The 26125-nt window shown below is 66.1% G+C and carries 30 protein-coding genes; 20 read left to right on the top strand and 10 right to left on the bottom strand.

Annotation, left to right across the window (positions count from 1 at the left end; all coding sequences use genetic code 11):
• The first annotated feature begins 42 nt into the window (after positions 1-42).
• The 4 genes from rimO to trhA all read left to right on the top strand — a co-directional run bounded on the left by rimO (position 43) and on the right by trhA (position 3160).
• Positions 43-1419 (top strand): 30S ribosomal protein S12 methylthiotransferase RimO, encoded by a 1377-nt coding sequence (rimO, locus tag BOO69_RS13520; protein WP_071972639.1) that lies wholly within the window; start codon positions 43-45, stop codon positions 1417-1419.
• Between the two features lie 274 nt (positions 1420-1693).
• Entirely contained in the window at positions 1694-2050 is a 357-nt protein-coding gene (locus BOO69_RS13525; RefSeq protein WP_237267464.1) for a hypothetical protein, read from the top strand.
• 37 nt (positions 2051-2087) lie between these two features.
• Entirely contained in the window at positions 2088-2462 is a 375-nt protein-coding gene (locus BOO69_RS13530; RefSeq protein WP_071972640.1) for a thiol-disulfide oxidoreductase DCC family protein, read from the top strand.
• Between the two features lie 68 nt (positions 2463-2530).
• Entirely contained in the window at positions 2531-3160 is a 630-nt protein-coding gene (trhA, locus tag BOO69_RS13535) for a PAQR family membrane homeostasis protein TrhA (protein WP_071972641.1), read from the top strand.
• Here trhA and BOO69_RS13540 read toward each other — a convergent pair.
• Both BOO69_RS13540 and BOO69_RS13545 read right to left on the bottom strand, forming a co-directional pair.
• Entirely contained in the window at positions 3113-3490 is a 378-nt protein-coding gene (locus BOO69_RS13540; RefSeq protein ID WP_418361293.1) for a YigZ family protein, read from the bottom strand. The two genes, trhA and BOO69_RS13540, sit on opposite strands and share 48 nt — an antisense overlap.
• Before the next feature lie 14 nt (positions 3491-3504).
• On the bottom strand, positions 3505-4218 hold the full coding sequence (locus BOO69_RS13545) for a M48 family metallopeptidase (protein ID WP_071972642.1): 714 nt from the start codon (positions 4216-4218) through the stop codon (positions 3505-3507).
• A 128-nt stretch (positions 4219-4346) separates the two neighbouring features.
• Here BOO69_RS13545 and BOO69_RS13550 point away from each other — a divergent pair, with 128 nt between their 5' ends.
• The 3 genes from BOO69_RS13550 to BOO69_RS13560 all read left to right on the top strand — a co-directional run bounded on the left by BOO69_RS13550 (position 4347) and on the right by BOO69_RS13560 (position 6006).
• Positions 4347-4583, top strand: coding sequence for a hypothetical protein (locus BOO69_RS13550; RefSeq protein WP_071972643.1), 237 nt, complete (start codon positions 4347-4349; stop codon positions 4581-4583).
• 9 nt (positions 4584-4592) lie between these two features.
• Positions 4593-5468: a branched-chain amino acid aminotransferase gene (locus BOO69_RS13555; RefSeq protein WP_071972644.1), complete on the top strand. Its 876-nt coding sequence runs from the start codon at positions 4593-4595 to the stop codon at positions 5466-5468.
• A 79-nt stretch (positions 5469-5547) separates the two neighbouring features.
• The gene (locus tag BOO69_RS13560) at positions 5548-6006 is read left to right on the top strand and encodes a universal stress protein (RefSeq protein ID WP_071972645.1); all 459 of its coding nucleotides are present in this window, start codon (positions 5548-5550) and stop codon (positions 6004-6006) included.
• Positions 6007-6019: 13 nt separating this feature from the next.
• On the opposite strand, the gene BOO69_RS13565 is transcribed toward BOO69_RS13560, so the two are convergent.
• Positions 6020-6370 carry a hypothetical protein gene (locus BOO69_RS13565; protein ID WP_156874931.1) on the bottom strand — a complete coding sequence of 117 codons (351 nt, stop codon included), beginning with the start codon at positions 6368-6370 and terminating at the stop codon, positions 6020-6022.
• A 232-nt stretch (positions 6371-6602) separates the two neighbouring features.
• Between BOO69_RS13565 and BOO69_RS13570 the strand changes: the two genes are divergently transcribed.
• The 9 genes from BOO69_RS13570 (at position 6603) to BOO69_RS13610 (ending at position 15034) form a co-directional block, all read left to right on the top strand.
• Positions 6603-7163 (top strand): NifU family protein, encoded by a 561-nt coding sequence (locus tag BOO69_RS13570; protein WP_071972647.1) that lies wholly within the window; start codon positions 6603-6605, stop codon positions 7161-7163.
• Positions 7156-7782, top strand: a complete 627-nt coding sequence (gene tsaB / locus BOO69_RS13575; RefSeq protein ID WP_071972648.1) for a tRNA (adenosine(37)-N6)-threonylcarbamoyltransferase complex dimerization subunit type 1 TsaB — start codon at positions 7156-7158, stop codon at positions 7780-7782. The genes BOO69_RS13570 and tsaB overlap by 8 nt, the downstream gene beginning before the upstream one ends.
• Positions 7779-8234 carry a GNAT family N-acetyltransferase gene (locus BOO69_RS13580; protein WP_071972649.1) on the top strand — a complete coding sequence of 152 codons (456 nt, stop codon included), beginning with the start codon at positions 7779-7781 and terminating at the stop codon, positions 8232-8234. Before tsaB ends, BOO69_RS13580 begins: the two co-directional genes overlap by 4 nt.
• 98 nt (positions 8235-8332) lie before the next feature.
• Complete coding sequence (locus tag BOO69_RS13585) at positions 8333-9328, top strand: BMP family lipoprotein (protein WP_071972650.1); 996 nt, start codon at positions 8333-8335, stop codon at positions 9326-9328.
• Between the two features lie 4 nt (positions 9329-9332).
• On the top strand, positions 9333-10958 hold the full coding sequence (locus tag BOO69_RS13590) for an ABC transporter ATP-binding protein (RefSeq protein ID WP_071972651.1): 1626 nt from the start codon (positions 9333-9335) through the stop codon (positions 10956-10958).
• A gap of 1 nt (position 10959) precedes the next feature.
• A complete protein-coding gene (locus BOO69_RS13595; protein WP_071972652.1) occupies positions 10960-12081 on the top strand; it encodes an ABC transporter permease in 1122 nt (373 codons plus the stop codon).
• A gap of 8 nt (positions 12082-12089) precedes the next feature.
• Positions 12090-13058, top strand: a complete 969-nt coding sequence (locus tag BOO69_RS13600; protein ID WP_071972653.1) for an ABC transporter permease — start codon at positions 12090-12092, stop codon at positions 13056-13058.
• Positions 13059-13355: 297 nt separating this feature from the next.
• A complete protein-coding gene (locus tag BOO69_RS13605; RefSeq protein WP_071973830.1) occupies positions 13356-14270 on the top strand; it encodes a sulfite exporter TauE/SafE family protein in 915 nt (304 codons plus the stop codon).
• Positions 14267-15034, top strand: coding sequence for a TIGR02186 family protein (locus BOO69_RS13610; protein WP_071972654.1), 768 nt, complete (start codon positions 14267-14269; stop codon positions 15032-15034). The genes BOO69_RS13605 and BOO69_RS13610 overlap by 4 nt, the downstream gene beginning before the upstream one ends.
• Here the strand turns inward: BOO69_RS13610 and BOO69_RS13615 are convergent.
• The 6 genes from BOO69_RS13615 to BOO69_RS13635 form a co-directional block, all read right to left on the bottom strand.
• Positions 15031-15726 carry an SDR family oxidoreductase gene (locus BOO69_RS13615; RefSeq protein ID WP_071972655.1) on the bottom strand — a complete coding sequence of 232 codons (696 nt, stop codon included), beginning with the start codon at positions 15724-15726 and terminating at the stop codon, positions 15031-15033. The genes BOO69_RS13610 and BOO69_RS13615 overlap by 4 nt on opposite strands.
• A complete protein-coding gene (locus BOO69_RS13620; RefSeq protein ID WP_071972656.1) occupies positions 15723-17264 on the bottom strand; it encodes an ATP-dependent DNA helicase in 1542 nt (513 codons plus the stop codon). Before BOO69_RS13620 ends, BOO69_RS13615 begins: the two co-directional genes overlap by 4 nt.
• A gap of 94 nt (positions 17265-17358) precedes the next feature.
• On the bottom strand, positions 17359-18078 hold the full coding sequence (locus BOO69_RS13625; protein WP_071972657.1) for a helix-turn-helix transcriptional regulator: 720 nt from the start codon (positions 18076-18078) through the stop codon (positions 17359-17361).
• Positions 18026-18232 (bottom strand): hypothetical protein, encoded by a 207-nt coding sequence (locus BOO69_RS23075; protein WP_156874932.1) that lies wholly within the window; start codon positions 18230-18232, stop codon positions 18026-18028. Before BOO69_RS23075 ends, BOO69_RS13625 begins: the two co-directional genes overlap by 53 nt.
• A 206-nt stretch (positions 18233-18438) precedes the next feature.
• Complete coding sequence (gene ccrA, locus BOO69_RS13630) at positions 18439-19719, bottom strand: crotonyl-CoA carboxylase/reductase (protein ID WP_071972658.1); 1281 nt, start codon at positions 19717-19719, stop codon at positions 18439-18441.
• A 114-nt stretch (positions 19720-19833) separates the two neighbouring features.
• Entirely contained in the window at positions 19834-21228 is a 1395-nt protein-coding gene (locus BOO69_RS13635) for a 1-acyl-sn-glycerol-3-phosphate acyltransferase (protein ID WP_071972659.1), read from the bottom strand.
• 196 nt (positions 21229-21424) lie between these two features.
• Here BOO69_RS13635 and BOO69_RS13640 point away from each other — a divergent pair, with 196 nt between their 5' ends.
• The 3 genes from BOO69_RS13640 to deoD all read left to right on the top strand — a co-directional run bounded on the left by BOO69_RS13640 (position 21425) and on the right by deoD (position 24707).
• On the top strand, positions 21425-23392 hold the full coding sequence (locus BOO69_RS13640) for a protein meaA (RefSeq protein ID WP_071972660.1): 1968 nt from the start codon (positions 21425-21427) through the stop codon (positions 23390-23392).
• Positions 23393-23478: 86 nt separating this feature from the next.
• Complete coding sequence (locus BOO69_RS13645; protein WP_335743923.1) at positions 23479-23811, top strand: H-NS histone family protein; 333 nt, start codon at positions 23479-23481, stop codon at positions 23809-23811.
• 191 nt (positions 23812-24002) lie between these two features.
• Positions 24003-24707, top strand: a complete 705-nt coding sequence (gene deoD, locus BOO69_RS13650) for a purine-nucleoside phosphorylase (RefSeq protein WP_071972662.1) — start codon at positions 24003-24005, stop codon at positions 24705-24707.
• A gap of 4 nt (positions 24708-24711) precedes the next feature.
• Here the strand turns inward: deoD and BOO69_RS13655 are convergent, their stop codons facing one another.
• Complete coding sequence (locus BOO69_RS13655; RefSeq protein ID WP_071972663.1) at positions 24712-25557, bottom strand: urea carboxylase-associated family protein; 846 nt, start codon at positions 25555-25557, stop codon at positions 24712-24714.
• Between the two features lie 125 nt (positions 25558-25682).
• On the opposite strand from BOO69_RS13655, the gene BOO69_RS13660 reads away from it, so the two are divergent.
• On the top strand, positions 25683-26123 hold the full coding sequence (locus BOO69_RS13660; RefSeq protein ID WP_071972664.1) for a hypothetical protein: 441 nt from the start codon (positions 25683-25685) through the stop codon (positions 26121-26123).
• The last annotated feature ends 2 nt before the right edge of the window (positions 26124-26125 follow it).

The raw sequence follows: 26125 nt of genomic DNA on the forward strand, positions 1-26125 counted from the left end.
CGAGGCTTTCCCAGCCCCCTTGCATCCTCTATAGCGCAGAACATGAGCACAAACCCACCAGATCTTCGCCCCGATCTCGCGCCCCGCGCGCGGCTGGGCGACACCGGCCGCCCCGGCCAGCCGTCCATAGGCATGGTCAGCCTCGGCTGCCCCAAGGCGCTGGTGGATTCCGAACGGATTCTCACCCGGCTCCGGGCCGAGGGATACGGCGTCTCGCCTGACTACGCCGGGGCCGACGCGGTGATCGTGAACACATGCGGCTTTCTCGATTCGGCCAAGGCCGAGAGCCTCGAAGCCATCGGCGAGGCGCTGGCCGAGAACGGTCGCGTGATCGTGACCGGCTGTCTCGGGGCCGAGCCCGACTACATCCGCGAACACCACCCCCGCATTCTCGCCGTGACCGGGCCGCACCAGTACGAACAGGTGCTCGACGCGGTGCACGCCGCGGTGCCGCCCGCGCCCGATCCCTTCATCGATCTGCTGCCCGCGCAGCAGGTCTCGCTGACGCCACGCCATTACAGCTACCTCAAGATTTCCGAGGGCTGCAATCACAAGTGCAAGTTCTGCATCATCCCCGACATGCGGGGACGGCTGCAGTCCCGCCCCGCCCATGCCGTGATCCGCGAGGCGGAAAAGCTGGTGGAGAACGGCGTGAAGGAGCTTCTGGTCATCAGCCAGGACACCTCCGCCTACGGCGTCGACATCAGGCACGCCGAAGACCGCGGCCACCGCGCCCATATCACCGACCTCGCCCGCGATCTGGGCAGTCTCGGCGCTTGGGTACGGCTGCACTACGTCTATCCCTACCCCCACGTGCGCAACCTCATCCCCCTGATGGCGGAAGGCCTGGTGCTGCCCTACCTCGACATCCCGTTCCAGCACGCCCACCCCGATGTGCTCAAACGCATGGCGCGGCCCGCGGCGGCGGCGAAAACGCTCGACGAGATCGCCGCGTGGCGCGCGCAGTGCCCGGACATCACGCTGCGCTCCACCTTCATCGTCGGCTACCCCGGCGAGACCGAGGCCGAGTTCCAGACCCTGCTGGACTGGCTGGACGAGGCGCAGCTCGACCGCGTCGGCTGCTTCCAGTACGAAAACGTCGCGGGCGCACGGTCCAACGACCTGCCGGATCACGTCCCGGCAGAGGTCAAGCAGGACCGCTGGGACCGCTTCATGGAAAAGGCGCAGGCCATTTCCGAAGCCAAGCTCGCCGCCAAGGTGGGCCGGCGGATGGACGTCATCATCGACGAGATCGACGAAGACGCCGCCACCTGCCGCACCAAGGCCGACGCCCCCGAGATCGACGGCAACCTCTTCATCGACGAGGATTTCTCCGATCTGACCGTCGGCGACATCGTCACGGTCGAAGTCGAGGAAGCGGGCGAATACGATCTCTGGGGTCGGGTCGTCCCTGCCTGATCCGCCCGGTTTTCCGCGCCGGAAAATTCACCCCGGTCGCCACGCCGGCCTCGCCTGACATTCCTTCCCGGCCATGCCGCCGCCCCGCCGCGTCCCGGCGTCGGGCGTGACAATGCTGCGCGCACCGACCCGCCGCCGCGCATTGCACATCTAGTTGAAATGCCGAGCCTGCACCCTACATCTTGAGCATGGAGACGAGGCGTTGTGAACCAATGCTTGAAAATGTTCTCTTTATGTTCTATATGTGAAGCCAAGCAGCCGCGAGGTACTTCAGATGACACCGGACCATGCCACGCCAGACCTTTTCGACCGTCGGGATGCGCAGCCCGACCTGCCGCTCGGCCCGCCCCTAGCCGCGACGGAAAAGCAGATGAGCTACGCGCGCATTCTCGCGTCCAAGACGGGCGACCCCCTGCCCAAGGGGATCGAACGCGACCGCGCGGCCCTCTCCGCCTGGATCGACGCCCACAGGGCCGCGCCGCCCGCGGGCAGGTTCGCCAACTACCCATCCTCCCGGCAGGTCGCCTTTGCCGAACGCATCGCCCGGCTGAAGCGGGGCAACGTCCCGCCGGAATGTTTTCAGGACAAGACGCTGATGTCGCGCTGGATCGACAGCAACAAGCCCCGCTAGGCCTGTACGGGTCGCCCCGCCGCCCTACTTTCGCGGTATGAACGACGACACCAAGGTTCTTTACAACGCATCCTGCCCCGTGTGCAGCCGGGAAGTAAACCACTACGCGCGGCTGAGCGACCGTCAGGCGCTGCCCATCACCTACGACGACCTGTCGGACAGCGACCGGCTGGCGGACTGGGGCATCAGCGCGGACGACGCCGCGAAACGCCTGCACGTGCGAAAGGACGGGCAGACCTACGCGGGCCTGCCGGCCTTCATCGTGCTCTGGCGCGAGATCCCCCAGACCCGGTGGCTTGCGCGGGTATTCTCGCTGCCCGGCCTGCACGGCACGGCGTCATGGCTCTATGACCGGGTTCTCGCGCCCCTGCTCTACCGGCTGCACCTGCGGCGGCAGTCCCGCGGCGGGTAACGACACCGTCAGTCAGGCTGACGAAGGGTCATCATGGAAACTTCATGCAGGCGTGTTAGCCTCGTTTCATGGCTTATCCATACTCCAGATCGGAAACGGTGGCGGACGGCGCGGTGCATGTCGCGGGCCTCGCGCTGGCCATTCCCGCCTCCATCCTCCTCCTGATCGAGGCGGCGGGCTCCGACCGGCTGACCACGGCGGCGGCGCTCTACGCCGGCTGCATGCTATTCGCCTTCATCGCCTCCGCGGTCTATCACCTGTCACCGGTGGACAAGACGCGCCCGCTTCTCAACCGGATCGACCACGCCGCGATCTACTTCAAGATAGCGGGCACCTACACGCCCTTCGTCGCGCTGATCGGCAGCGGATTCGCCTATGTCGTCCTCGCGATCGTCTGGGCGCTGGCGCTGGTGGGCGCGGTGGCCAAGCTCTGGTTCTGGGGCACCGACGGACGCGGCTCGCTCGCGCTCTACCTGCTGATGGGCTGGCTGGCGGTGCTGCTGTTCTGGCCGATGTGGCAGGTGCTGCCACCGGCGGCGCTGTTCCTCGTCGGCACCGGCGGCATCATCTATTCCGTCGGGGCATGGGTCTTTGCCAAGCCGGAGTTCCGGTTCCAGAACGCGATCTGGCACAGCTTCGTCCTCAGCGCCTCAACCTGCTTCTTCGCCGCCGTCGCCATCGCCCTCAAGGTAGGCTGAGACACAGGTCTGGACGTGGCGGAACCGATCGCCGCCAAGGTGCTTGCCGCCGTACCACCTTGTCACCACGATCACGTGGTCGAGGATCTCCGCCCGTTCCAGCATCCGCAGGATGACCATGCCGGCCCCGGCCTCTCCGTCGTCGCCCTTGAGCGGCCCGCCCTCCGACAGCTGCACGCCCCAGGTGTTATGCGTGGCCTTGGCATAGGCCTTGTCCCGCCTGAGATCCCTGAGCACCGCGTCCACGTCAGCCCGGTCCCGGACCGGCGCACCGGACACCGCGTATTTCGATCCCCGGTCGGTCAGCACGATACCCAGCTTGCGCAGCATGGCCGCCCCGGCGGTCAAAGCCCGGCGACGGTGCGCCGCACGACGTCCAGCCGCGCCGCGTTCGGTGGATGCGTGCCCAGGAACTTGTCGCCGGGATCGGGAATGCGGGTAAAGAACTCCGCCCCCCGCAGCGGGTTGTAGCCGGACCGTGCCGTGATGATGGTGCCCAGCGCGTCGGCCTCGAGCTCGAAATCCTTGGAATAGCGGCGCGCGCCCACTTCGGCTCCCAGCCGCTGCGCGTTCTGCACCGCCTCGGCATTGCCGCCGCTCAGCGTCGCGAGGCCCGCGAAGATCACCGCCCCCGCCACCGCGTTCTGCTGCTGGCGGTTGATGTGCCCGGCGATGTGGTGCGCCGCCTCGTGCCCCAGCACGAAGGCCAGCTCGTCCGAGTTGCGCGCATCCGCGATCAGGCCGAGCGTGAAGAAGATCACCGGCCGCCCCTGCTTGTCCAATGTCTGGTAGGCGTTGGCGGGCTGACCGGGGCGGTCGTCCACCGCGATGTTGAAATCGCAATTGACCCCCGTGGTCCGGTTCCGGCACTCGCGTTCCGCCACGGGCTCCACCGTCCTGACCACCTCGACGAAACTTCTCGCGGCCTGATCGCTGCTCAGCCGCGGCCCGGCGGACGGGGCGCTGCCGGTCGGGGCTGGCAAGGGCTGCACCGGCGCGACCTCGCAGGCCGCAAGCGTGACAATGGCCCCCAGAAGCAGGACGGTCTTCTTGAACATCGGCTGTGGATCCTCCGGGGGGTGGCGTTCGCTCCGGTTCTATCACAGCGCGCGACAGGGACCACCCCGATCACGTGACTTTGACGCGCCCTCTTGCAATGAACCGCCGAAAGGATCAGTTTCGCGCCATGTTTACGATCGAACACGAATTCGACGCCAGCGTGATCACCCTGGTCGATGAAGGCAGCGCCCCGCTGCGCGAGGACGTGACCGTTCAGGCCTTCGACTCAGAGATCACCTTCGAACAATGGGATCCGCGCACGGACCGGATTTCCCGGATCACGCTGTCGCCCGAGCAGCTGCGCGACCTCACCGCCGCGCTGAACCTGCCCGAAGGCATCTACCGCAGCGCCCCCAAAACCTAGGAAGACGACATGGCCACCGGCACCAATATCAAGACCTACTTCGACGGCCAGTGGCATGACGGGGACAAGATGATCATGAAGGCCGCAGACCACGGCGCATGGCTGGGCACCACGGTGTTCGACGGCGCGCGGCTGTTCGACGGTCTGGCCCCCGATCTCGACCGCCACTGCGCGCGCATCAACCGCTCCGCCGAGGCGCTTATGATCACGCCCACGGTGCAGGCCGACGCGATGGTCGAGCTGATCCGCGAAGGGCTGGAAAGCTACGGCAAGGGGCAGCCTGTCTACATCCGGCCCATGTACTGGGCGATTGAAGGCGACGAGCTGGGCATCGTCCCGCGCGAGAACGCCACCGGCTTCGCCGTCTCGCTCGAGGAAATCCCGATGGCCCCGCCCGAGGCCGCGACGACACTCACCCGCACCCGCTTCCGCCGTCCCGTGCTCGAAGACAACGTGGTCAACGCCAAGGCGGGCTGCCTCTATCCCAACAACGCCCGCATGCTGACCGAGGCGCGCGCCAAGGGCTTCGGCAACGCCCTCGTGGCCGACGCCATGGGCAACGTGGCGGAAACCGCCACCGCCAACATCTTCATGGTTCGCGACGGCGAAGTCTTCACTCCCATCCCCAACGGCACCTTCCTGGCGGGCATCACCCGCGCGCGCCACATCGCCAACATGAAGGCGGACGGGATGAAGGTGCATGAAACCGTTCTCTCCTTCGATGATTTCCACGCCGCCGACGAGGTATTCCTGTCCGGCAACATGATGAAGGTCACGCCGGTCAGCGCTTTCGACGACACGACCTACGAAACCGGCGCGAACGCGAACCCGGTCACCCGCCGCGTGCGCGAAATGTACTGGGACTGGGCGGCAAGCGGGCGCTAGGCCGGGGTCCGTTCTTTCAGATTGCGATTGCCTCGTACCGCGGCAGCGGCCATGATCGCGCCGCCAAGGGAGACCACAGATGCGCAAGTTCCTCGTGGTGCTGGACGACAGCACCGAATGCCTGAATGCGATGCGTTTCGCGGCGCTGCGTGCGGCGCGCACCGGCGGCGGCGTCACCGTTCTGGCGGTGATCCCCCCGGACGAGTTCAACCACTGGATCGGCGTGGGCGACATCATGCGTCAGGAAGCCCGCGAACGCATCGAGGTCCACTTCGAGGTGTTCGCGAAGTGGATGCGCGACAAGCAGAATGTCGACCCCGAGCTGGTCATCCGCGAGGGCGAACCCACGGACGAGATCATCGAGTACATCGCCGAGGACCCGGAAATCGGCGTGCTGGTGCTGGGCGCCTCGGCGGACAAGAAGAAGGGTCCGGGACCGCTGGTCACCCAGATGTCCCGCTCCGCCGGGTCATTGCCGGTGCCCGTGACCATTGTCCCCGGCGATATGAGCAAGGAGCGGCTCGAAGCGATCAGCTAGGCCGCCGCCCCTTTCACGCCGTCGCGACGGGTGCCGCCACCGCGCTGACGACGGTGGGGCGTGCCCCGCTTCGCGCCGGCCGGATCAGCACCGGCCCGAGGATCGCCGCCAGCGCCATCAGCGCCACCGCGACCAGTGCCGCTTCCCAGTTGAAGGTCTCGACCACCCGCGCCGGGGCCATTGCCGCCCGGACGAAAAGGCCGAGGCTCAGCGGCGCGAGCATCGTCAGCGCCACGCAGGTCAGCATGCTGGCGCCCGGCCAGAGGGTCCAGCCCGCCGGGACCGCCCGGCGATGCGCGCCGAACGCCCAGCAAAACATCAGGACCGTGACGCTTGCCGCGCACAGGCCCAGGATAATGTCCATTCCGTTCTCCATGAAAAGGGACAGTGCAGTGCGGCTCACCGCCGCGACTCATGTCCCGATACCCGTGAAATACGCCTGTTCCGCGCCGGCTCAAAATGGATTCTCAAGGCGCATCGGCGGCGCTTGGCCGAGCCCGCGGCGAGGGGCCGCCCCGATTTAGAATGATTCCAGACACCTTGACTCGCGCGGCGCCAGCCCGCATATCTAGGACAACCAGAGATAGGGAAAACCGATGTTTATCCAGACCGAATCCACGCCGAACCCCGCAACGCTGAAATTCCTGCCGGGCCAGTCCGTTCTCGAGATGGGGACCGCCGATTTTCCGTCCGCCGACGCGGCGCAGAACTCTCCGCTGGCGACCCGCCTGTTCGGTGTCAACGGCGTCACCGGCGTGTTCTTCGGCACCGATTTCGTGACCGTGACGAAAGATGACGCGGTGGAATGGGATCACGTGAAACCCGCGCTTCTGGGCGCCATCATGGAGCATTACCAGTCCGGGCAGAGCGTCATGGCCGAGGATCACAAGGCCACGTCCGGCCACGCCGAACATTCCGGCGAGGACGGCGAAATCGTTGGCCAGATCAAGGAGTTGCTGGACAGCCGCGTGCGCCCCGCCGTGGCGCAGGACGGTGGCGACATCACCTTCCACGGCTTCGAGCGCGGTGTGGTTTACCTGCACATGCAGGGCGCCTGCGCGGGCTGCCCCTCGTCCACGCTGACCCTCAAGATGGGGATCGAGAACCTGCTTCGCCACTACATCCCCGAAGTCACAGAGGTGCGTCCGGTTGCCTGACACGGGCCGTCACGGGCCGCTGATCCTGGCTTTCGACACATCGGCCGCGCATTGCGCGGCCGCTTTGCTGTCGAACGAAGACATCGTGGTCAGCCGCCACGAGGACATGGCCAAGGGGCAGGCTGAACGCCTGATGGGCCTCTGCGCCGAAGTGCTGGACGCAGCGGGCGTGACCTATGCCGACCTTAATGCCATCGGTGTCGGCATCGGGCCGGGCAATTTCACCGGCATCCGCATCGGCGTGTCCGCCGCGCGCGGCCTCGCGCTGGGGCTGGGTGTGCCCGCGGTGGGGGTTTCAGGCTTTGACGCGCTCCGGCTCGGGACGACCGGCCCCTGCGCCTGTGCCGTGGATGCGCGGCGCGGCCAGGTCTACGTTCAGGCCTTTGAAAACACGTCGCTTCCAGCGGACCCGCAGCAACTGGATGCCGACGCCCTGCCCCCCTTCGACGGCCCGCTGATCGGCGCGGGAGGCCAGCCGCCCCGGCATCCGGTGGCCGAGGCCATCGCGCGGATCACCGCCGCGCGTTACGCCACCGCCTCCGACCGGCCCGCGCCGCTTTATCTGCGTCCCGCGGATGCGGCACCGGCGCGCGACGCCCCGCCGACGATCCTGCCGTGACCCCCGAGGCGCTGGCCCGGTTGCACGCCGCCGCCTTTTCGACCGACCGGGCATGGTCCGCGGCGGAGATCGGCAGCCTTCTCGACAGCCCCCACGTCCGGCTGCACCGCGATCCGCACGGGTTTGCCCTGACGCGGCTGGTGCTCGACGAGGCGGAGCTGCTGACTCTCGCCGTCGATCCCGCCCACCAACGCCGGGGCATCGGCGCACGCCTGCTGACCGACTGGCTCGACAGCATCGCGGGCCGGGCCGCCACCGCCTTCCTCGAGGTGGCCGCCGACAATGCAGCCGCGCGCGCGCTCTACGACCGGCACGGCTTTGCCGTCATCGGCACCCGCCCGGCCTATTACCGCCGCACCGTCGGCCCCGATGCCGACGCCGTGATCATGCAGCGCCGCTTTCCGCGTGGTCACGCCCCGGATTCACCCCCGGCGAGCACAGAAAGCGGTTGACCCTCCCCCCTGCCTGCCCCCTAAATTGGTCCTGATCATCTGATCTCGGGCGGGTGCCGCGTGCGCCGTGCCCCAACATGAAAAACCGGGAGACTGACATGACCCTTATGACCAAATTCCTCGGCGCTGCCGCCGCCACCGCGCTCGGCGCAGGTGCCGCGCTGGCCGAACCCGCGCTGATCTTCGATCTCGGCGGCAAGTTCGACAAGAGCTTCAACGAAGCCGCCTTCACCGGCGCGCAGCGCTGGGCGGAAGAGACCGGCGAAAGCTTCCGCGAGATCGAGCTTCAGTCCGAAGCCCAGCGCGAGCAGGCGCTGCGCCGCTTCGCCGAGGCGGGCAACAACCCGATCGTGATGACCGGCTTCGCCTTCGGTGACGTCCTGAGCCAGGTCGCCCCCGACTACCCCGAAACCGATTTCGCGATCATCGACATGGTGGTCGACCAGCCCAACGTGCGCTCGGTCGTGTTCAACGAACACGAGGGCTCCTACCTTGTCGGCATGATGGCGGCGATGGCCTCCGAATCCGGCACCGTCGGCTTCATCGGCGGCATGGACATCCCGCTGATCCGCAAGTTCGCATGCGGCTACGCGCAGGGCGTCAAGGCGGCCAACCCGGACGCGACGGTTCTGGCCAACATGACCGGCACCACGCCCGCGGCGTGGAACGACCCCGTGAAGGGCTCTGAGCTGACCAAGGCGCAGATTTCACAGGGTGCCGACGTGGTCTATGCCGCCGCGGGCGGCACCGGCGTCGGCGTGCTGCAGACCGCCGCGGACGAGGATATCCTGTCCATCGGCGTGGACAGCAACCAGAACCACCTGCACCCGGGCCAGGTTCTGACCTCCATGCTCAAGCGCGTGGACAACGCCGTTTACCAGGCGTTCCAGGACGGCCCCGGCATGGAAAAGGGGTTCAACGTGATGGGCGTCGGCAACGGCGGTATCGGCTACGCGATGGACGAGAACAACGCGGACCTCGTGACCGAAGAGATGAAGACCGCCGTGGACGAGGCGGCCGCCAAGATCGCGGACGGCTCGCTTCAGGTGCATGACTACATGTCCGACGACAGCTGCCCGGCACTGGACTTCTGAGGACATGAACGCGGATGCGACAACGGGGCAGCCGGAAACGGCTGCCCCGGCCATCGAGCTGAAGGGCATTTCCAAGTCCTTCGGCCCGGTGCAGGCCAACAAGGACATCTCCATCCGCGTGATGCCGGGCACGATCCACGGGATCATAGGCGAGAACGGCGCGGGCAAATCGACGCTCATGTCGATCCTCTATGGCTTCTACAAGGCCGACCGGGGCGAGATCTTCGTCTCGGGCCGCAAGGCGAACATCACCGACAGCCAGGCGGCGATCGCCAGCGGCATCGGCATGGTATTCCAGCATTTCAAGCTGGTTGAAAACTTCACCGTTCTGGAAAACATCATCCTCGGGGCCGAGGACGGGCGGATGCTCACCCCCTCGCTGGCCAAGGCCCGCCGTACGCTGGTGGACCTCGCGGCGGACTACGGTCTGAACGTGGACCCCGACGCCAAGATCGAGGACATCGGCGTGGGCATGCAGCAGCGCGTCGAGATCCTCAAGGCGCTGTACCGGCAGGCGGACATCCTGATCCTTGACGAGCCGACCGGCGTGCTGACCCCGGCGGAGGCGGACCAACTGTTCCGGATCCTCGCGCGGCTGCGCGAAGAGGGCAAGACGATCATCCTGATCACTCACAAGCTGCGCGAGATCATGGAAATCACCGACACGGTCAGCGTCATGCGCCGGGGCGAGATGACCGCGACGGTCAGGACGGCAGACACCTCTCCGGCCGAACTGGCGGAACTGATGGTGGGCCGCAAGGTGCTGCTGCGCGTGGACAAGACCCCTGCCCAGCCCGGCGAGGTGGTGCTGGACGTGCAAGGCCTGCGCGTGATCGATTCCAGCGGCGTCGAAAGGCTGCGCGGCATCGACCTGAAGGTGCGCGCGGGCGAGATCGTGGGCATCGCAGGTGTCGCGGGCAACGGGCAATCCGAACTGCTCGAGGTGCTGGGCGGCATGAAGGCCGGTCAGGGCACAGCACTTCTCAACGGTCAGCCACTGGACGTCACGGGCAAGAAATCCGACGGCAAGACACGGCGCAAGAGCGGCGTCGCCCACGTGCCCGAGGACCGGCAACGCGAAGGGCTGATCATGGATTTCCAAGCCTGGGAAAACACCGCCTTCGGCTACCACGACGACCCGGCCTACAATACCGGGTTCCTGATGAACAACGCGGCGATCCGCGAGGACACGGCCCGCAAGATGGAACGCTTCGACGTGCGCCCGCCGAACCCGCGTCTCGCGGCCAAGAACTTTTCGGGCGGGAACCAGCAGAAGGTCGTGCTGGCCCGCGAGATCGAACGCAATCCCGATCTGCTGCTGATCGGGCAACCCACCCGCGGCGTCGACATCGGCGCGATCGAATTCATCCACGAACAGATCGTCGCCCTGCGCGACCAGGGCAAGGCGATCCTGCTGGTCTCGGTCGAACTGGAGGAAATCCTCGCCCTGTCGGACCGGATCGCCGTCATGTTCGACGGGCGCATCATGGGCGAACGCCTCCCCGCGGATACCAACGAGAAGGAGCTCGGCCTGCTGATGGCGGGGATCACCGACACCGCACACGAACATTCCGTGGAAGAGATCGAGGCCAACCTCGCCCACGTTCACGCCACGGACAAGGGAGCCTGAAATGGACGTGATGCCGAAATGGGCCGAGGTGGTCCTTGTCCCCCTGATCTCGCTTTTTCTGGCCGCTGTCATCTCGGCGCTGGTGATCCTCGCGATCGGGGAAGACCCGGTGGCCGCGACCAAGCTGATGGTCGAAGGCGCTGTGGGATCGGTGCGCGGCTGGGGGTACACGCTCTACTACGCGACGAACTTCATCTTTACCGGGCTCGCCGTGGCCGTCGCCTTTCACGCCCGGCTCTTCAACATCGGCGGCGAGGGACAGGCGATGCTGGGCGGGCTGGGTGTTGCGCTGGCGCTCCTGTTCATCCCCTGGCCGCACTGGACCCTGGGGCTGGTGGCCGCATCGCTGGGTGCCGCGATCTTCGGCGCCGCATGGGCGTTCATCCCCGCGTATCTGCAGGCCAAACGCGGCAGCCATATCGTGATCACCACGATCATGTTCAACTTCATCGCCTCCGCCCTGCTGATCTACTTGCTGAACGAATTCCTCAAGCCCGTGGGCCAGGCGGACCCGTCGAGCGCGCGGTTCGCCCCGCACCTCGACCTGCCGACCCTGAACTCCGTGCTGGGCAGCATGGGCTTCCGCGCGTCGAAGGACGACAGCGTCAACGTCACCTTCCTGATCGCGCTGGCCAGCGCCTTTGCCGTCTGGGTGCTGATGTGGCGCACCCGGCTGGGCTACGAGATCCGGGCCTTCGGCCATTCGGAATCGGCCGCGAAATATGCCGGGATCAACCCGGTCCGCATCACCGTCATCACCATGCTGATCTCGGGCGGTCTGGCCGGCCTGATGGGGGTCAACACCGTGATGGGAGAGGCGGAGAAACTTCTGCTGAACTCGACCGAGGGCGCGGGATTCATCGGCATCGCCGTGGCGCTCATGGGGCGCAGCCATCCGCTGGGCGTGGTCATCGCCGCGATCCTGTTCGGCTTTCTGTACCAGGGCGGCGCCGAGCTGGCGCTCTGGACGACGATCCCGCGGGAACTGATCGTGGTGATCCAGGCGCTGGTGATCCTGTTCACCGGGGCGCTGGACAACATGGTGCGGATGCCGCTGGAACGGCTGTTCCTGGCGCGCCGCCTGCGCCGCGCGCCCGGCCCCGATCGCAAACCGGCGGAGTGAGCGGACCCATGGATTACATCACCCTCATCCAGCTGCTCGATTCCACCGTGCGTTTCGCCACGCCACTGCTGCTGGCCTGCCTTGCCGGGCTGTTTTCGGAACGCGCCGGGATTTTCGACATCGGGCTGGAAGGCAAGATGCTGGCCGCCGCCTTCTTCACTGCCGCCGTCGCCTTCCTGACCGGATCGGCATGGGTGGGTCTGCTGGGAGGCATCGCGGCATCGCTGGTGCTGGCGGCGATCCACGGCGTCGCCTCGATCACCTTTCGGGGCAACCAGCTGATCTCGGGCGTGGCGATCAACCTGCTGGCTGCCGGGATGACCGTGCTGGTCGCGCAGGACTGGTTCCGCCAGGGCGGGCGCACACCGGGCCTGACCGGAGATGCGCGGTTCGAGGGCATCACCCTGCCCGGCGCCGCCGCCGTGGCGGATGTGCCGGTGATCGGCCCGCTTTATGCCGAGCTGATCTCGGGGCATTCGATCCTTGTCTACATCGCCTTTCTGGCCGTGCCCCTGACGTGGTGGGTGCTGTTCCGGACCCGCTTCGGCCTGCGCCTGCGGGCCGTTGGCGAAAACCCCGCCGCCGTGGACACCGCCGGGGTTTCCGTGGTGGGGCTGCGTTATGCCGCGGTGCTGATCGCGGGCGTGCTCTGCGGCCTCGCGGGGGCCTACCTGAGCACCGCCCTGCAGGCCGGTTTCGTCAAGGACATGTCGGCGGGCCGCGGCTTCATCGCGCTGGCCGCGCTCATCTTTGCCAAGTGGCGCCCGTGGTACGCGCTTTGGGCGACGCTGCTTTTCGGGCTTTTCGGGGCGCTGGAAACGCGTCCGGACGTGATCGAAGCAGTGATCGGGCTGAAGGTGCCCGGCCCGCTTCTGGGCGGCCTGCCCTACGTGATGACGGTGATCATCCTCGCCGGATTCGTGGGCAAGGCGATCCCGCCCCGCGCCGGGGGCGCGCCCTACGTCAAGGAACGCTGAAAACGCCTGTGCCCCCGCGTGCAGGCGCGGGGGGCGTTACCCATGGGTAACGCAACGTATTGTTAATCAAAGATAATAATTCGATCTGCGGGCGGGCGTTGCGCAGCCGGGCGCTGACAGGGGCCTTCGCTGGGTGAACACGGGCGGCCCATCGGGACGCCTCGGCAGGGTGGCGCAGATCGCGGCGGTCGGTGCCCTGCCGCACATATGGCCAGTTCATCGCAATTCATCGGTCCTCATTGCTGCACAGCAGCGGGCGCAGTTGATTTCGCGCCGGGACCTGCGCTAATGGAGCCCATGCAAATCTACCTGCCCATCGCCGAAGTCTCGGTCAACGCCTTCCTCGTGCTCGGGCTTGGCGGGCTGGTCGGGATTCTGTCGGGCATGTTCGGCGTGGGCGGCGGCTTTCTTCTGACGCCGCTCCTTTTCTTCATCGGCATTCCGCCCGCCGTCGCGGTCGCCACGGGCGCGACGCAGATCGTCGCCTCGTCCTTTTCGGGGGTGCTGGCGCATTTCAGGCGACGGACGGTCGATCTGCGCATGGGCACGGTGCTGCTGATCGGGGGCCTTGTCGGCGCGGCCTTCGGTATCCTTCTGTTCAATTACCTCAGATCGCTGGGCCAGGTGGACCTGCTCGTCCGGCTGTTCTACGTCGTCTTTCTGGGCATCATTGGGGCGCTGATGTTCGTGGAATCGCTGCGCGCCATCCGCAGCGTCAAATCCGGCAAGCCGCCGGCGCGAAAGAAGCACAGCCGCGTGCACGGTCTGCCGTTCAAGATGCGCTTTCGCGTCTCGGGCCTTTATATCTCGGTCATTCCGCCCCTGATGGTGGGTGTGCTGGTCGGTGTCCTCGCCGCGATCATGGGGGTCGGCGGCGGCTTCATCATGGTGCCCGCGATGATCTACCTTCTGGGGATGCCGACCAAGGTGGTGATCGGCACCTCGCTGTTCCAGATCATCTTCGTCACCGCCTTTACCACCATGCTGCACGCCACCACGAACTATACCGTGGACGTGGTTCTGGCCGTGCTGCTGCTGATCGGCGGCGTGCTGGGTGCGCAGCTGGGCACCCGGATCGGGGTCAAGATGAAGGCCGAGCAGTTGCGCATCCTGCTGGCGCTGCTGGTGCTGGGCGTGTGCGGCAAACTGGGGCTCGACCTCTTGCTGGAGCCTGCCGAGCTTTATTCCATCGGACCGGTGGGGGCGGTATGACGCGCCTGTTCCATGCCCTCGCCGCCCTGATCCTGCTGGCCGCGCACCCCGCGCGGGCGGAGGAGATCGTGCTGGGCCTCAGCCAGGCCGAAGTGTCCATCTCCACCAATTTCGACGGCTCCGAAATTCTGGTCTATGGCGCGGTGAAGCGGGACGCCCCCCCGCCCGAAGGCGGCAAGCTGGGCGTGATCGTCACCGTATCGGGGCCGTCCAAACCGGTTCTGGTGCGGCGCAAGGAGCGGCGTTTCGGCATCTGGATCAACACCGACGCGGTCGAGGTGGATCGTGCGCCCAGCTACTACGCCGTCGTGACCTCGGCCCCGCTGAACGAAGTGCTGACACGGGTGGAGGACCTGCGGCACAAGATCTCCATCCCCCGGGCGATCCGGTCCGTGGGGGCCCCGATGAACATCGCCAATGCCGCCCTGTTCACCGAGGCGCTGATCCGCATCCGCACCCGGACGGACCAGTACCAGGTCATCGAGGAAGGCGTAAAACTGGACGAGGACACGCTGTTCCGCGCGGCGGTGCGCCTGCCTGCCGCCCTCACCGAGGGCGACTATGCCACGCGCATCTTCCTGACACGCGGCGGAGAGGTCGTGGCAAAGTACGACACCGTCATCGACGTGCGCAAGGTCGGGCTGGAGCGCTGGCTGTTCAACCTGTCGCGCGAGAACGCCTTTCTCTACGGTGTGATGTCGCTGATCATCGCCATCGGCGCGGGCTGGGGCGCCTCGGCCATCTTCACCGCGCTGCGCCGCTAGCCCCGCCCGATAAAGGGCATCCGGGTCGCCATCACCGTCATGAACTGCACGTTGGCGTCCAGCGGCAGCCCTGCCATGTGCAGCACGGAGGCGGCCGCATGGGCGACATCCATCGTCTCCATCTGCGGCTCGCCCTTGCGGAGCATGGCGATCATGTCCGTTTCGGCGTTGCCGATGTCGATCTGGCCGCAGGCGATATTGTAGGGCCGCCCGTCCAGCGACAGGGATCGGGTCAGGCCGGTGATGGCGTGTTTCGTGGTCGTGTAGCTGACCGAGCCGGGGCGCGGCACATGCGCGGCGAGCGACCCGTTGTTGATGATCCGTCCGCCGCCCTGCGCGCGCATCGCGCCGAAGGCGAGCCGGGCGGCGATGAACATGCCATGCAGGTTCACTCCCACCACCTGCTGCCAGTCCTCCAGCGGGATCTCGTCGATCGAGCCGGCCTGTCCGAAGATGCCTGCGTTGTTGAACAGGACGTCCAGCGGCCCGAACGCGTCGAAGGCGCGGGCCATGGCGGCGGGATCGGTCACGTCGGCCGGCAGGGGAACGGCGTTCGGATGGCGCGCGGCGATCTCCGCCAGCGCGTCGGCGCGCCGCGCGATCAGGCCCACCCGCCAGCCGTTTTCCGCGAACAGTTCGGCCGTGGCACGGCCGATGCCCGAACTGGCGCCGGTCACGATGATGCGCTTCATGCGGGATCCTCCGTCGTCGCCGCAAGCGAGAGCGGCGCGACGGGCTGGCTGCGCAGATCGTCCACGACCAGCGGCCCGCCCGGCTTGGACAGGCGGTTGCGGACCACCCAGATCAGGCGTTCCTGCGCGCGGGTGATCGCCACGTAGGCCAGCCGTTTCCACAGCGGTTGTCCCGCCTCCATCCGGCCCATGCGCGCGGCGGCGTAGAGGTCGGGCGCAAAGACCTGCACCGTTTCCCACTGCGACCCCTGCGCCTTGTGGATCGTCACCGCCGCCCCGTGCAGAAAGGTCGCCCCCATGCGCGCGGCAAAGGGGATGAACGGTTCCTCCTCGTCCGGTTTCTCGATCTTGACGATGCTGGCGGCACTCACCTGCGGATCCTCGGCGCCCATCACGTGCAAACGGCTGAAACCGGGCTTGCGGCCTTCGCCGAGGTAGATCACCTGCGCCCCCTTGATCAGGCCCCGCGCCTCGAGATCAAGTCGTTTCTTGCGGTGCTTCAGGGGCAGCTCCAGCCCGTCGCAGATCAGCGGCTCCCCCTCGAGCAGCGCGTCGTCGGGGGCGCCGTGCACCTGCCGGAAGGCATTGATGAGGCGGATGCGCGTGGCGTTGCGCCAGACCAGCACGGGGCTGCGCGCCATCAGGTCCACCTCCACCCGCTGGCCCCAGACGACACGGTCGTCGCGGCGGGCGGTTTCCTCCACCAGCCGCTCGAACTGTTCGAAGCCCATGTCGGGGTCGGCCAGCGCATGGGCGAGGTCGAGGATCGGGTTGTCCGCGTCCTGCCGGAAGATGCGGTTCAGGTTCATCACCCGCTTCTCGGGCAGCCGTTCGAAGACCATGGTGCCGGACTGGTTCACCGGGGCAAGCTGCGCCGGATCGCCGAAGAGCAGAAGCGTCGGGAAAATCTCCTTGAGATCCTCGAACTGCTTGTCGTCCAGCATCGAGGCCTCGTCGACGAAACCGATGTCCAGCGGCTCTTCCCGCCGTTTCCACCCGGTGATGAAATCCGATCCCCGCAAACCGGCGGCCGCGAGCGCACCCGGGATCGACTTGTTGTTCGCGTAGAACGCCGCCGCGCGGTCCAGCGCCAGTTCGGTCAGCCCTTCCACGTCCACGGGCCGGTCGCCGTTGCCCGCCAGCCATTCCGCGATCCGCTCGTACTCGGGGTCGTAGACCGGGGTGTAGAGGATCCGGTGGATCGTCGTTGCGGGCACCCCGCGCAGGCGCAGCACGCTTGCGGCCTTGTTGGTGGGCGCGAGGATTGCCAGCGTGCGCTTGTCGCGGCGCTTGCGGCTTTCGTAGTCGCCCGACACGACCTCGACTCCGGCAGCCTCGAGCGCCTTGTAGAGCTCGGCGAGCAGAAGCGTCTTTCCCGATCCCGCCTTGCCGGTGACCGCCATCACGCGGTCGGCCCCGCCCGGCGGGGGCATCAGCAGGCTGTCGGCCAGATCGATCCCTGCCCCACGCAGCATCTCGGCCACGCCGTCGTAGGCGGTGGCCTGATCGTCAGAGTAGATAAGGGCGGTCTGGGTCATGGCCCGACATTAGGCGAGCGGGCCGGCGGGGGCCAGCCGGATCAGCCGGTTTGGAGTGAATCCCGCGCATGGCCGTGGGCGAATGCCCGGCGCCCTAGACCACGATCAGGCCCCGGCTGAGGGCGCGCGCCACGGCGTGCGTGGTGTTCAGCGCCCCCAGCTTGAACCGCGCGCTTTCGATGTAGACCCGCAGCGTGTGCTCCGAAATCTGCAGCTGCGCCGCGACCCGCGCGCGGCTGTGGCCCGCCGCCAGCAGCGTCATCGCATCAAGCTCCCGCGGCGACAGGGGCTGGATCGTTTCGGACAGGCGGGTGGGTTGCAGTTCGATCGCCTTGTCGTTCAGGAAGTACGCCATGAGGATCAGGGCGCGCCGATGATCGTCAATGAAGGCGGCCCACTCCTTGTCCGGGGAAGTATGGTTGACCGTGAACAGCGCGAACTGCCCGTTCGGTCCGCGCAGCGGGATCGACAGACCCTGGTTGCCGATGCCGTATTCGATCGCCTCGGCCATGAAGGCGCGGGAGGCCTTCGACGACCAGTCGAGCCGCTTCCAGTCGACCGGGTGGAAACGGTTGTAGCAGCCGATCACCACGGGATCGATGCGCAGGTAATTCTGTTCGAGGTATCGTTCCTGCCAGGCCCGGGAATAGGTGCCGCAGGCGTATTGCTCTCCGGTGGAATCCACCCAGTGATAGATCACGTGGTCGATGCCCATGAGATCGCGCAGCGCCTCTGTCGCGCTTTGCAGCCCGTCAAGGGTGTCAGCGCACTCCAGTGCCTCCAGAATGGAATCCATCTGTCTCGTCTTGACCATGCAGCCTTTCCTGCGCCCTCTCCTCCAGAGCGGAAATCTCGGCCAGGGCGAGGATCGCGGCATCGTCCAGCTGTTCCGCAAGGGCGGTCAGGTTGGAGGATGCTGCATACGCCTTGAGGTCGGCCAGAACGTCCAGAATCCAGTCACTTCGCATGCACAGACTCGCTTTCGAATGGTTAACACATCATTAACTCAACCTTAACATGAGTGAAAAATTGCTGTGTATTCGCGTCTTTCTTCTCCCCCGAAATGGTGGGTGGCCGCGACGCCAAGTGCCTGTACGGCAACGATGTTACCTGCACACAGCAAAACGCCCGCGAAATCGAAACGATTCGCGGGCGTCGTGGTCGGGGCTTAGGATCAGCCGCGCGCTTCCAGCGCGTCTTCCAAGGTACGCAGGCCGGTGGTCGGCGCCTGCACCAGCACCGACATGTTGCCGGGCTTGTGCTCGTTGCGCATCATCTTCATGTGCGCCTCGGGCAGGTCCGCCCATGTGAATACCTCGGACATGCAGGGGTCGAGACGCCGCTCGAGCATCAGCTTGTTCGCCGCCGCCGCCTGCTGGAGGTGGGCAAAGTGGCTGCCCTGCAGACGCTTCTGGTGCATCCACATATAGCGCACATCGAAGGTCAGGTTGAACCCGCTGGTGCCCGCGCAGATGACGACCATGCCGCCCTTCTTGACTACGAAGGTGGAGACCGGGAAGGTCGCCTCGCCGGGGTGTTCAAAGACCATGTCCACGTTGTTGCCCTTGCCGGTGATTTCCCAGATGGCCGCGCCGAACTTGCGCGCTTCCTTGAACCACGTGGCGTATTCGGGCGTGTTCACGGTGGGCAACTGGCCCCAGCAATTGAAATCCTTGCGGTTGATGACGCCCTTGGCGCCGAGGTCCATGACGAACTGGCGCTTGGATTCGTCCGAGATCACCCCGATGGCGTTGGCGCCCGCGGTATTGATCAGCTGGATCGCGTAGGAGCCGAGACCGCCCGACGCGCCCCAGACAAGCACGTTCTGGCCCGGTTTCAGATCATGCGGTTCATGGCCGAACAGCATCCGGTAGGCGGTGGCGAGCGTCAGCGTATAGCAGGCCGCCTCTTCCCACGTGAGATGCTTGGGTCGCGGCATGAGCTGCTGCGCCTGCACGTTGGTGAACTGGGCGAAGGAGCCGTCGGGAGTCTCGTAGCCCCAGATACGCTGGCTGGGCGAATACATCGGATCGCCGCCGTTGCAGAATTCGTCGTCGCCGTCGTCCTGGTTGCAGTGGATCACCACCTCGTCGCCGACCTTCCAGCGCTTTACCTTGTCGCCCACGGCCCAGACGATGCCCGAGGCGTCGGAGCCGGCGATGTGGTAGGGCTGCTTGTGGCCGTCGAAGGGGCTGATCGGGACGCCGCGCGCGGCCCAGACCCCGTTGTAGTTGATGCCCGCCGCCATCACGAGGACCAGCACCTCGTTGCTGTCGAGGGTCGGCACGTCGACGACCTCCTGCACCATCGCGGTGTCGGGGTCACCGTGGCGTTCGCGGCGAATGGCCCAGGCATACATCTGCTTGGGGACGTAACCCATCGGGGGCATCTCCCCCATCTCGTAGAGGTCCTTCTCGGGTGCGTCGTATTGCGCGATTGTCGTGTCGAGTGCCATGGCGGCCTCCTGTCGAAAAGTTGCTTGCGCCGCGATGCAGAATCGCCGGTTTGTCACATGGGAATATGACTGCCCGCGCAATATTGCAACCTCGCAGCGGCCCTTTTTGTAATTTTATGACCTTGCAGTCGCAGAAACGCCGAATGCAAGCGCAGCATCGCCCGGCACGAGGTGGGCGATCGAATTGGCATAGAAGCGCAGCACCGGCACCTCCTTGGGGTCCATGTGCCATTCGGCGCCCTGTTTCAGGACGATCCCCCGGTTGCCCAGACCTTCCAGTGCCTGCCGCAGTTCGGCTTCGAGTTCGCCGGCGTCCACCGCCCTGTTGCCCAGCGGCACCTGTTCCAGCATGTCGGTCGCCCGGTTCAGCAGCGCCGCCGTGTCCATCGGTCCGCCCTCCAGCAGCGCGGCGGCGATCAGCGGCACGCTCAGCACCGGCATGGCCCCGGCGATCCGCGCCATCAACTCGTCCGACAGTGCCTCAACCGTCGCCCCCGGCCCCGCGCCGCGCAGGGACAGTGGCGCGCCGAAGGCGACGGCAGCGGTGCCGAACCGTGTCTCCTGCCCTGTGATGCGCTGCCACAGCTTGCGCAGGATGAAGCCCAGCACGACGGTGATGCGCGCGCCGAAGCGGCGGTCGCCACGCTGGTCGGCGGCGATCAGCACGCGGTCCTCCAGCACCCGGTCGTAATTTATGGCGACGGGCATGAGCACGACGTCGCGCTCGCCCTCGGGGTCGAACCCCTCGATCACGTAGGACAGAAGCCCCAGCTTGGGGGGCTGCAGCGCGCCGGTCAGGCTCAGCCCGCCCTCGGGATACATGGCCTGGTTGACGCCGCCGGCTGTCGCCATCTGCACGTAGCGCGCAAGGATCTTGCGATAGAGCGCCCCGCGCGACCGGCGGCGGATGAAATACGCCCCCAGCGACTTGATCAGCCAGCTCAGTGGCCAGACCCGTGCCCATTCACCGACGGCATAGGCAAGCGCCGAATCCCGCGCGGCCAGATAGGTGACCAGCACGTAATCCATGTTCGACCGGTGGTTCATGATGAAAACCACCGTGGCATCCTTGGGGATCGCGTCGAAGGTGGCATCGTTGCTGTCGGCGGTCTTGATCCGGTAGACCCAGTTCGCCAGCAGCCGCGCCACCCGGATACCGAAGCTGAAATAGGCGAAGGCCGAGAAGCTGGGCACGATCTCGCGGGCGTATTCCTGCGCCTTCTGGAAGGCGACGTTCTCCGGCACGCCGTTCCTGCGGGCGTAGTTCACGATTTCCTCGGTCACGCCGGGATCGTAGATCAGCCGCTGGATCATGTCGTGGCGCCGCGCCAGCTTGAACGGTTCGATCGGGCGCTTCAGACGGGTATTCAGGCGCTTGACCGCGCGTTCCAGACGCAGGCGGAAGAACCAGCGTACCGACGGCAACAGCAGATGGCTCAATGCCGTGACCGCGGCAAAGAGCAATATCAGGACAAAGAGCCACAGTGGCAGTTCCACGATCTGCGTCATGCGCGCACAGTCGCAGGGCGGCGGGGCAAGGACAATAACTATATGAAACCGCAGGAGCCTTTGCGGGTTCGACCGCCGCGCGGGGCGCACGGCAAAAGCGGGGATGCCGCATTGCAGCGAATTGACAGAGGTATTAAATTTCCTCTAGACACGAACCAACGCAAGAATATTTCCAGCTTGATTCAAGGATGGACAGATGACCGAGACCCAGAAAGACCGCCCCTGGCTGATCCGGACCTATGCCGGTCACTCCACCGCTTCGGCGTCGAACGCGCTGTACCGCTCGAACCTCGAACGGGGTCAGACCGGCCTGTCCGTGGCCTTCGACCTGCCCACACAAACGGGTTACGACAGTGATCATGTCCTCGCGCGCGGCGAGGTCGGCAAGGTCGGTGTCCCGGTCAGCCACCTCGGCGACATGCGCGCGCTGTTCGACCAGATTCCGCTGGAACAGATGAACACCTCGATGACGATCAACGCGACCGCGCCGTGGCTTCTGGCGCTTTACATCGCGGTGGCCGAGGAACAGGGCGCGGACATCGCCAAGCTTCAGGGCACCGTCCAGAACGACCTCATCAAGGAATACCTCAGCCGTGGCACCTATATCTGCCCGCCTGCGCCGTCGCTCCGGATGATCGCCGACGTGGCCGAGTACTGCTATACCAACGTGCCGAAATGGAACCCGATGAACGTGTGTTCCTATCACCTGCAGGAAGCCGGTGCCACGCCCGAGCAGGAGCTCGCCTTTGCCCTTGCAACCGCGACCGCCGTGCTGGACGCCCTGCGCCCGCGCGTCGCCGAAGAGGATTTCCCGAAGCTGGTGGGCCGGATCTCGTTCTTCGTCAACGCGGGCATCCGTTTCGTCACCGAAATGTGCAAGATGCGGGCTTTCGTCGATTTGTGGGACGAAATCTGCGCCGAGCGGTATGGCGTCGAAGATCCGAAATACCGGCGTTTCCGTTACGGTGTGCAGGTCAATTCGCTGGGCCTGACCGAGCAGCAGCCCGAAAACAACGTCTACCGTATCCTGATCGAAATGCTTGCGGTGACCCTGTCGAAAAAGGCCCGCGCCCGCGCGGTGCAATTGCCCGCATGGAACGAGGCATTGGGCCTGCCGCGCCCGTGGGACCAGCAATGGTCCATGCGGATGCAGCAGATCCTTGCCTACGAGACCGACCTGCTGGAATTCGACGATCTGTTCGACGGCAATCCCGCGGTCGATGCCAAGGTCGAAATGCTGAAAGAAGGCGCGCGCGCGGAATTGGCCAATCTCGATGAAATGGGCGGCGCCATTTCGGCGATCGAATACATGAAGGGCCGGCTGGTGGATTCCAATTCCGACCGCTTGGGCCGGATCGAGGCGGGCGAGACGGTGGTCGTCGGCGTGAACAAGTGGCAGAATGGCGAACCGTCGCCCCTGATGTCCGAGGACGGCGGCTTTCTCGTGGTGGACCCGGCGACCGAGGCCGACCAGATCGACCGGCTGAACGCATGGCGCGCGGACCGGGACGAGGACGCGGTCAGGAAGGCGCTCGCCGATCTGCGGCAGGCGGCCGCGGACGGGCAGAACGTCATGCCCGCCTCCATCGCGGCGGCGAAGGCCGGGGTGACCACCGGGGAGTGGGCCGAGCAGATGCGCGCCGTCCACGGCGAATACCGGGGCCCCACCGGCGTGGGCAAGGGCCAGTCGAACCGCACCGAAGGGCTGGACGAGCTGCGCGCGGCGGTCGACGCGGTCAGCGACCGCCTTGGCCGGCGGCTGAAGTTCCTCGTCGGTAAGCCGGGCCTCGATGGCCATTCGAACGGGGCGGAGCAGATCGCGGTGCGCGCCCGCGACTGCGGCATGGACATCGCCTACGAGGGGATCCGGCTGACCCCCGCCGAGATCGTGGAGGCCGCGCGCAACGACGAGGCGCACGTGGTCGGCCTGTCGATCCTGTCGGGGTCGCATATTCCGCTGGTCGAGGACCTGATGAACAGGATGCGGGACGCGGGGCTGGGACATATTCCGGTAATTGTCGGCGGAATCATCCCCGAGGAAGATTCGAAAAGGCTGAAAGCGATGGGCGTGGCGCGCGTCTATACGCCGAAGGATTTCGAACTGAATACCATCATGACTGATATCGTGACCCTGGTTGATCCCGCACCGGTTGCAGCCGAATAGCCTGACACAAATTGAGGCTGGAATCATATTGCGTTTTGGTTAAAGCCTTTGGGCACTAGACAGTCCAAAGGAAGGATACCATTCAAATGGACCTCAAATCGAAAAGCACGAAAGAGTTGGAAAAGCTTCTTTCGGACGTGAAAAAGGCGCTGGCCGAGGCACAGGCCCGCGAACGGCGCGATGCCCGAAAGGCAGCCGAAAGGGCAGCGGCGGAATTCGGCTTTACGCTGGACGACCTGACCGGGGGCGGTGCCGACGGGCGCAAAGCCCGCAAATCGGGCGGGGCCCGGACCGTGTCGAGACCGAAATACGCCAATCCCGCCGATCCGTCGCAGACATGGACCGGCAAGGGCCGCCAGCCGAATTGGTACCGCGCCGAAATCGAAAAAGGCACGTCTGCCGACAGCATGGAAATCTGAGCCCGCCATTCCGCCCGGTGCGCATGGCCATTCGGATACCGCCGGCGGATAATTCCAGCCATGCCTCCCCGGACCGGGCCGCTTTTTTGCGACGGGATCCTCCCCTGCGGTCTGTTCGGGGCGCCACGGTTGGCGCTTGCCCCTGCGGGCGGCAGGCGTACCATTGAACCGGCCCAAAAAAGGAGTTCCCGATGACCATTCACATTGGCGCGCAACCCGGTGACATCGCGCAGACCGTTCTCATGCCCGGTGATCCCTATCGTGCGAAATGGGCCGCCGAGACCTTTCTGAAGGATGCCAGACTGGTCAACGAGGTGCGCGGGATGCTGGGCTTTACCGGTACGTGGCAAGGAAACCGGGTGACGATACAGGGGTCCGGCATGGGCATGCCCTCGCTGTCGATCTACGCCAACGAACTGATCCGCGATTACGACGCGCAGACCCTGATCCGCATCGGCTCCTGCGGGGGGATGCAGCCGCAGGTCGGCATCCGCGACGTGATCATCGCGATGACCGCCAGCACCGTCACGTCGCCTTCCTCGGGCATTTTCCGCGAATTGAATTTCGCCCCTGCCGCCGACTGGTCGCTGCTGCGGGCCGCCGTAGAGGCGGCGGAAAAGAAGGGCGCCAAGACCCATGTGGGCGGCATCTATTCCTCGGACGTGTTCTATGCCGAACGCCCCGATCTGGACAAACAGATGATGCGGCACGGCATCCTCGGCGTGGAGATGGAGGCGGCAGAGCTTTACACGCTCGCCGCGCGTCATGGCCGCCGGGCGCTGGCGGTGCTGACGGTATCGGATCACCTGCAGACCGGAGAGGCCCTGCCGGCGGAAGACCGCGAGCGCAGTTTCGGTGACATGGTGGAAATCGCGCTGGAAGCGGCGTTCGCCTGACGCGTCAGGCCCCGTGGCTGCGGTCGTACCCGTTGGGCCGGGGCGGCCCCCACGCGTCGAGCGCGCCCGCCGCCGGGGCAAAGACCTCGACCAGCAGCGGATGACAGGCAGCCACGTCGGATGAATGTTCCGACGAACAATCGCCCCCCGGACAGGCGCTGAGCGCGCCCAAGAGGTCGATCTCGGCCACGAATTCGAGGTAGTCGCCCGGCCGCACCGGGCTGGCCTTCATGAAATACTGGCCGGTGTCGCGGGTGAACCCCGTACACATGAAGACGTTGAGCACGTCATGCACGTGCGGCTCCGCCTGCGCGACGGGCACATCGAGGTGCCGCGCCAGCGCGCGGGTCAGGTTGGAATGGCAGCAGTAGTGATATTGCCCGCCCGCGAGCAGGTTGTGGGTGTAGGGGTCGCAGCGTGTGCCGATCACGTCGTGGACCGAGCCGCCGAAGGCATCCTTGCCATACCAGCCGAGGCTGTCGTGGGTGATCGTGGCCATCGGGCGCAGCCCCGGAAAGGAAGACCACATCCGCTGGCCCGTGGTGATATGGGAGCCGTGCAGCGCGCGGGTCTTGCCGCTGTAGAACCGTTCGGTGAGGTCGGCGGCGTGCCACAGGTTCAGGTCGCCCACCTGCGGCCCCTCGATGCTGGTGATGCGGAAGAAATGCCCGGCAGGCACGCTGAAGGTCGCCGCGTCGCGCGGCGGGACCGTGACCTCGTCCACCTTCGTCAGGGTTTGCCGCGCCGCGGTGTAAAGCGCCATGTCGGGCTGCGGCAGGCTTTCGACGGGGTAGCAGATCACCGGCGCGACGGCGCGGCGGGCATCGGCATCGGGCGGGGCAAGGGACATGGCGTATCTCCGGATCGGTTCTGCCCGACCCTGACCCGGCGCGCGACCCGAGTAAAGGTCAGGTCCCTTGCATTGCGGCATCCCCGGCGCAATCATGGCGGTGACGCATCCACGGGGGGAACGACATGCGGATCATCGGACCGTTGCTGGCGCTGCTGCTGGCCGCATCCGGCGCCGCCGCGCAGGACGGCTGGGGCAACCTTGACGCGCTGCTGCTGAGCAGCCTGTCGAACACGGGCAGCATGGAGGCGTCCTATTGGCTGCCCGACAGCGCGGATCCTGCGCAGGCGCAGGTGGCCATCGGGGTGGCCTATGTCCATATTCCCGGTTCGGCGGGCAGCGTTTCCATCGGTTCCGGCATTTTCCGCAGGGGCGCTGCGGGGTGGCAGATGGCCGCCCCGGTCACAGGTCTGTTCGGCCACGAACCACGTGCGCACCAGTTCCAGAACGGGCAGGTTCAACTGCTCACCACGATGCTTGGCCCCGGTGAGCCGCGGTGCTGCCCGACGCAGGAGGCGATGTGGCGGATCGACCTGACCACCGGTCAGGCCGAGCGGGTCTACTGACC

Origin of the sequence: Sulfitobacter alexandrii (genome assembly GCF_001886735.1) — a bacterium.
GTDB lineage: Bacteria > Pseudomonadota > Alphaproteobacteria > Rhodobacterales > Rhodobacteraceae > Sulfitobacter > Sulfitobacter alexandrii.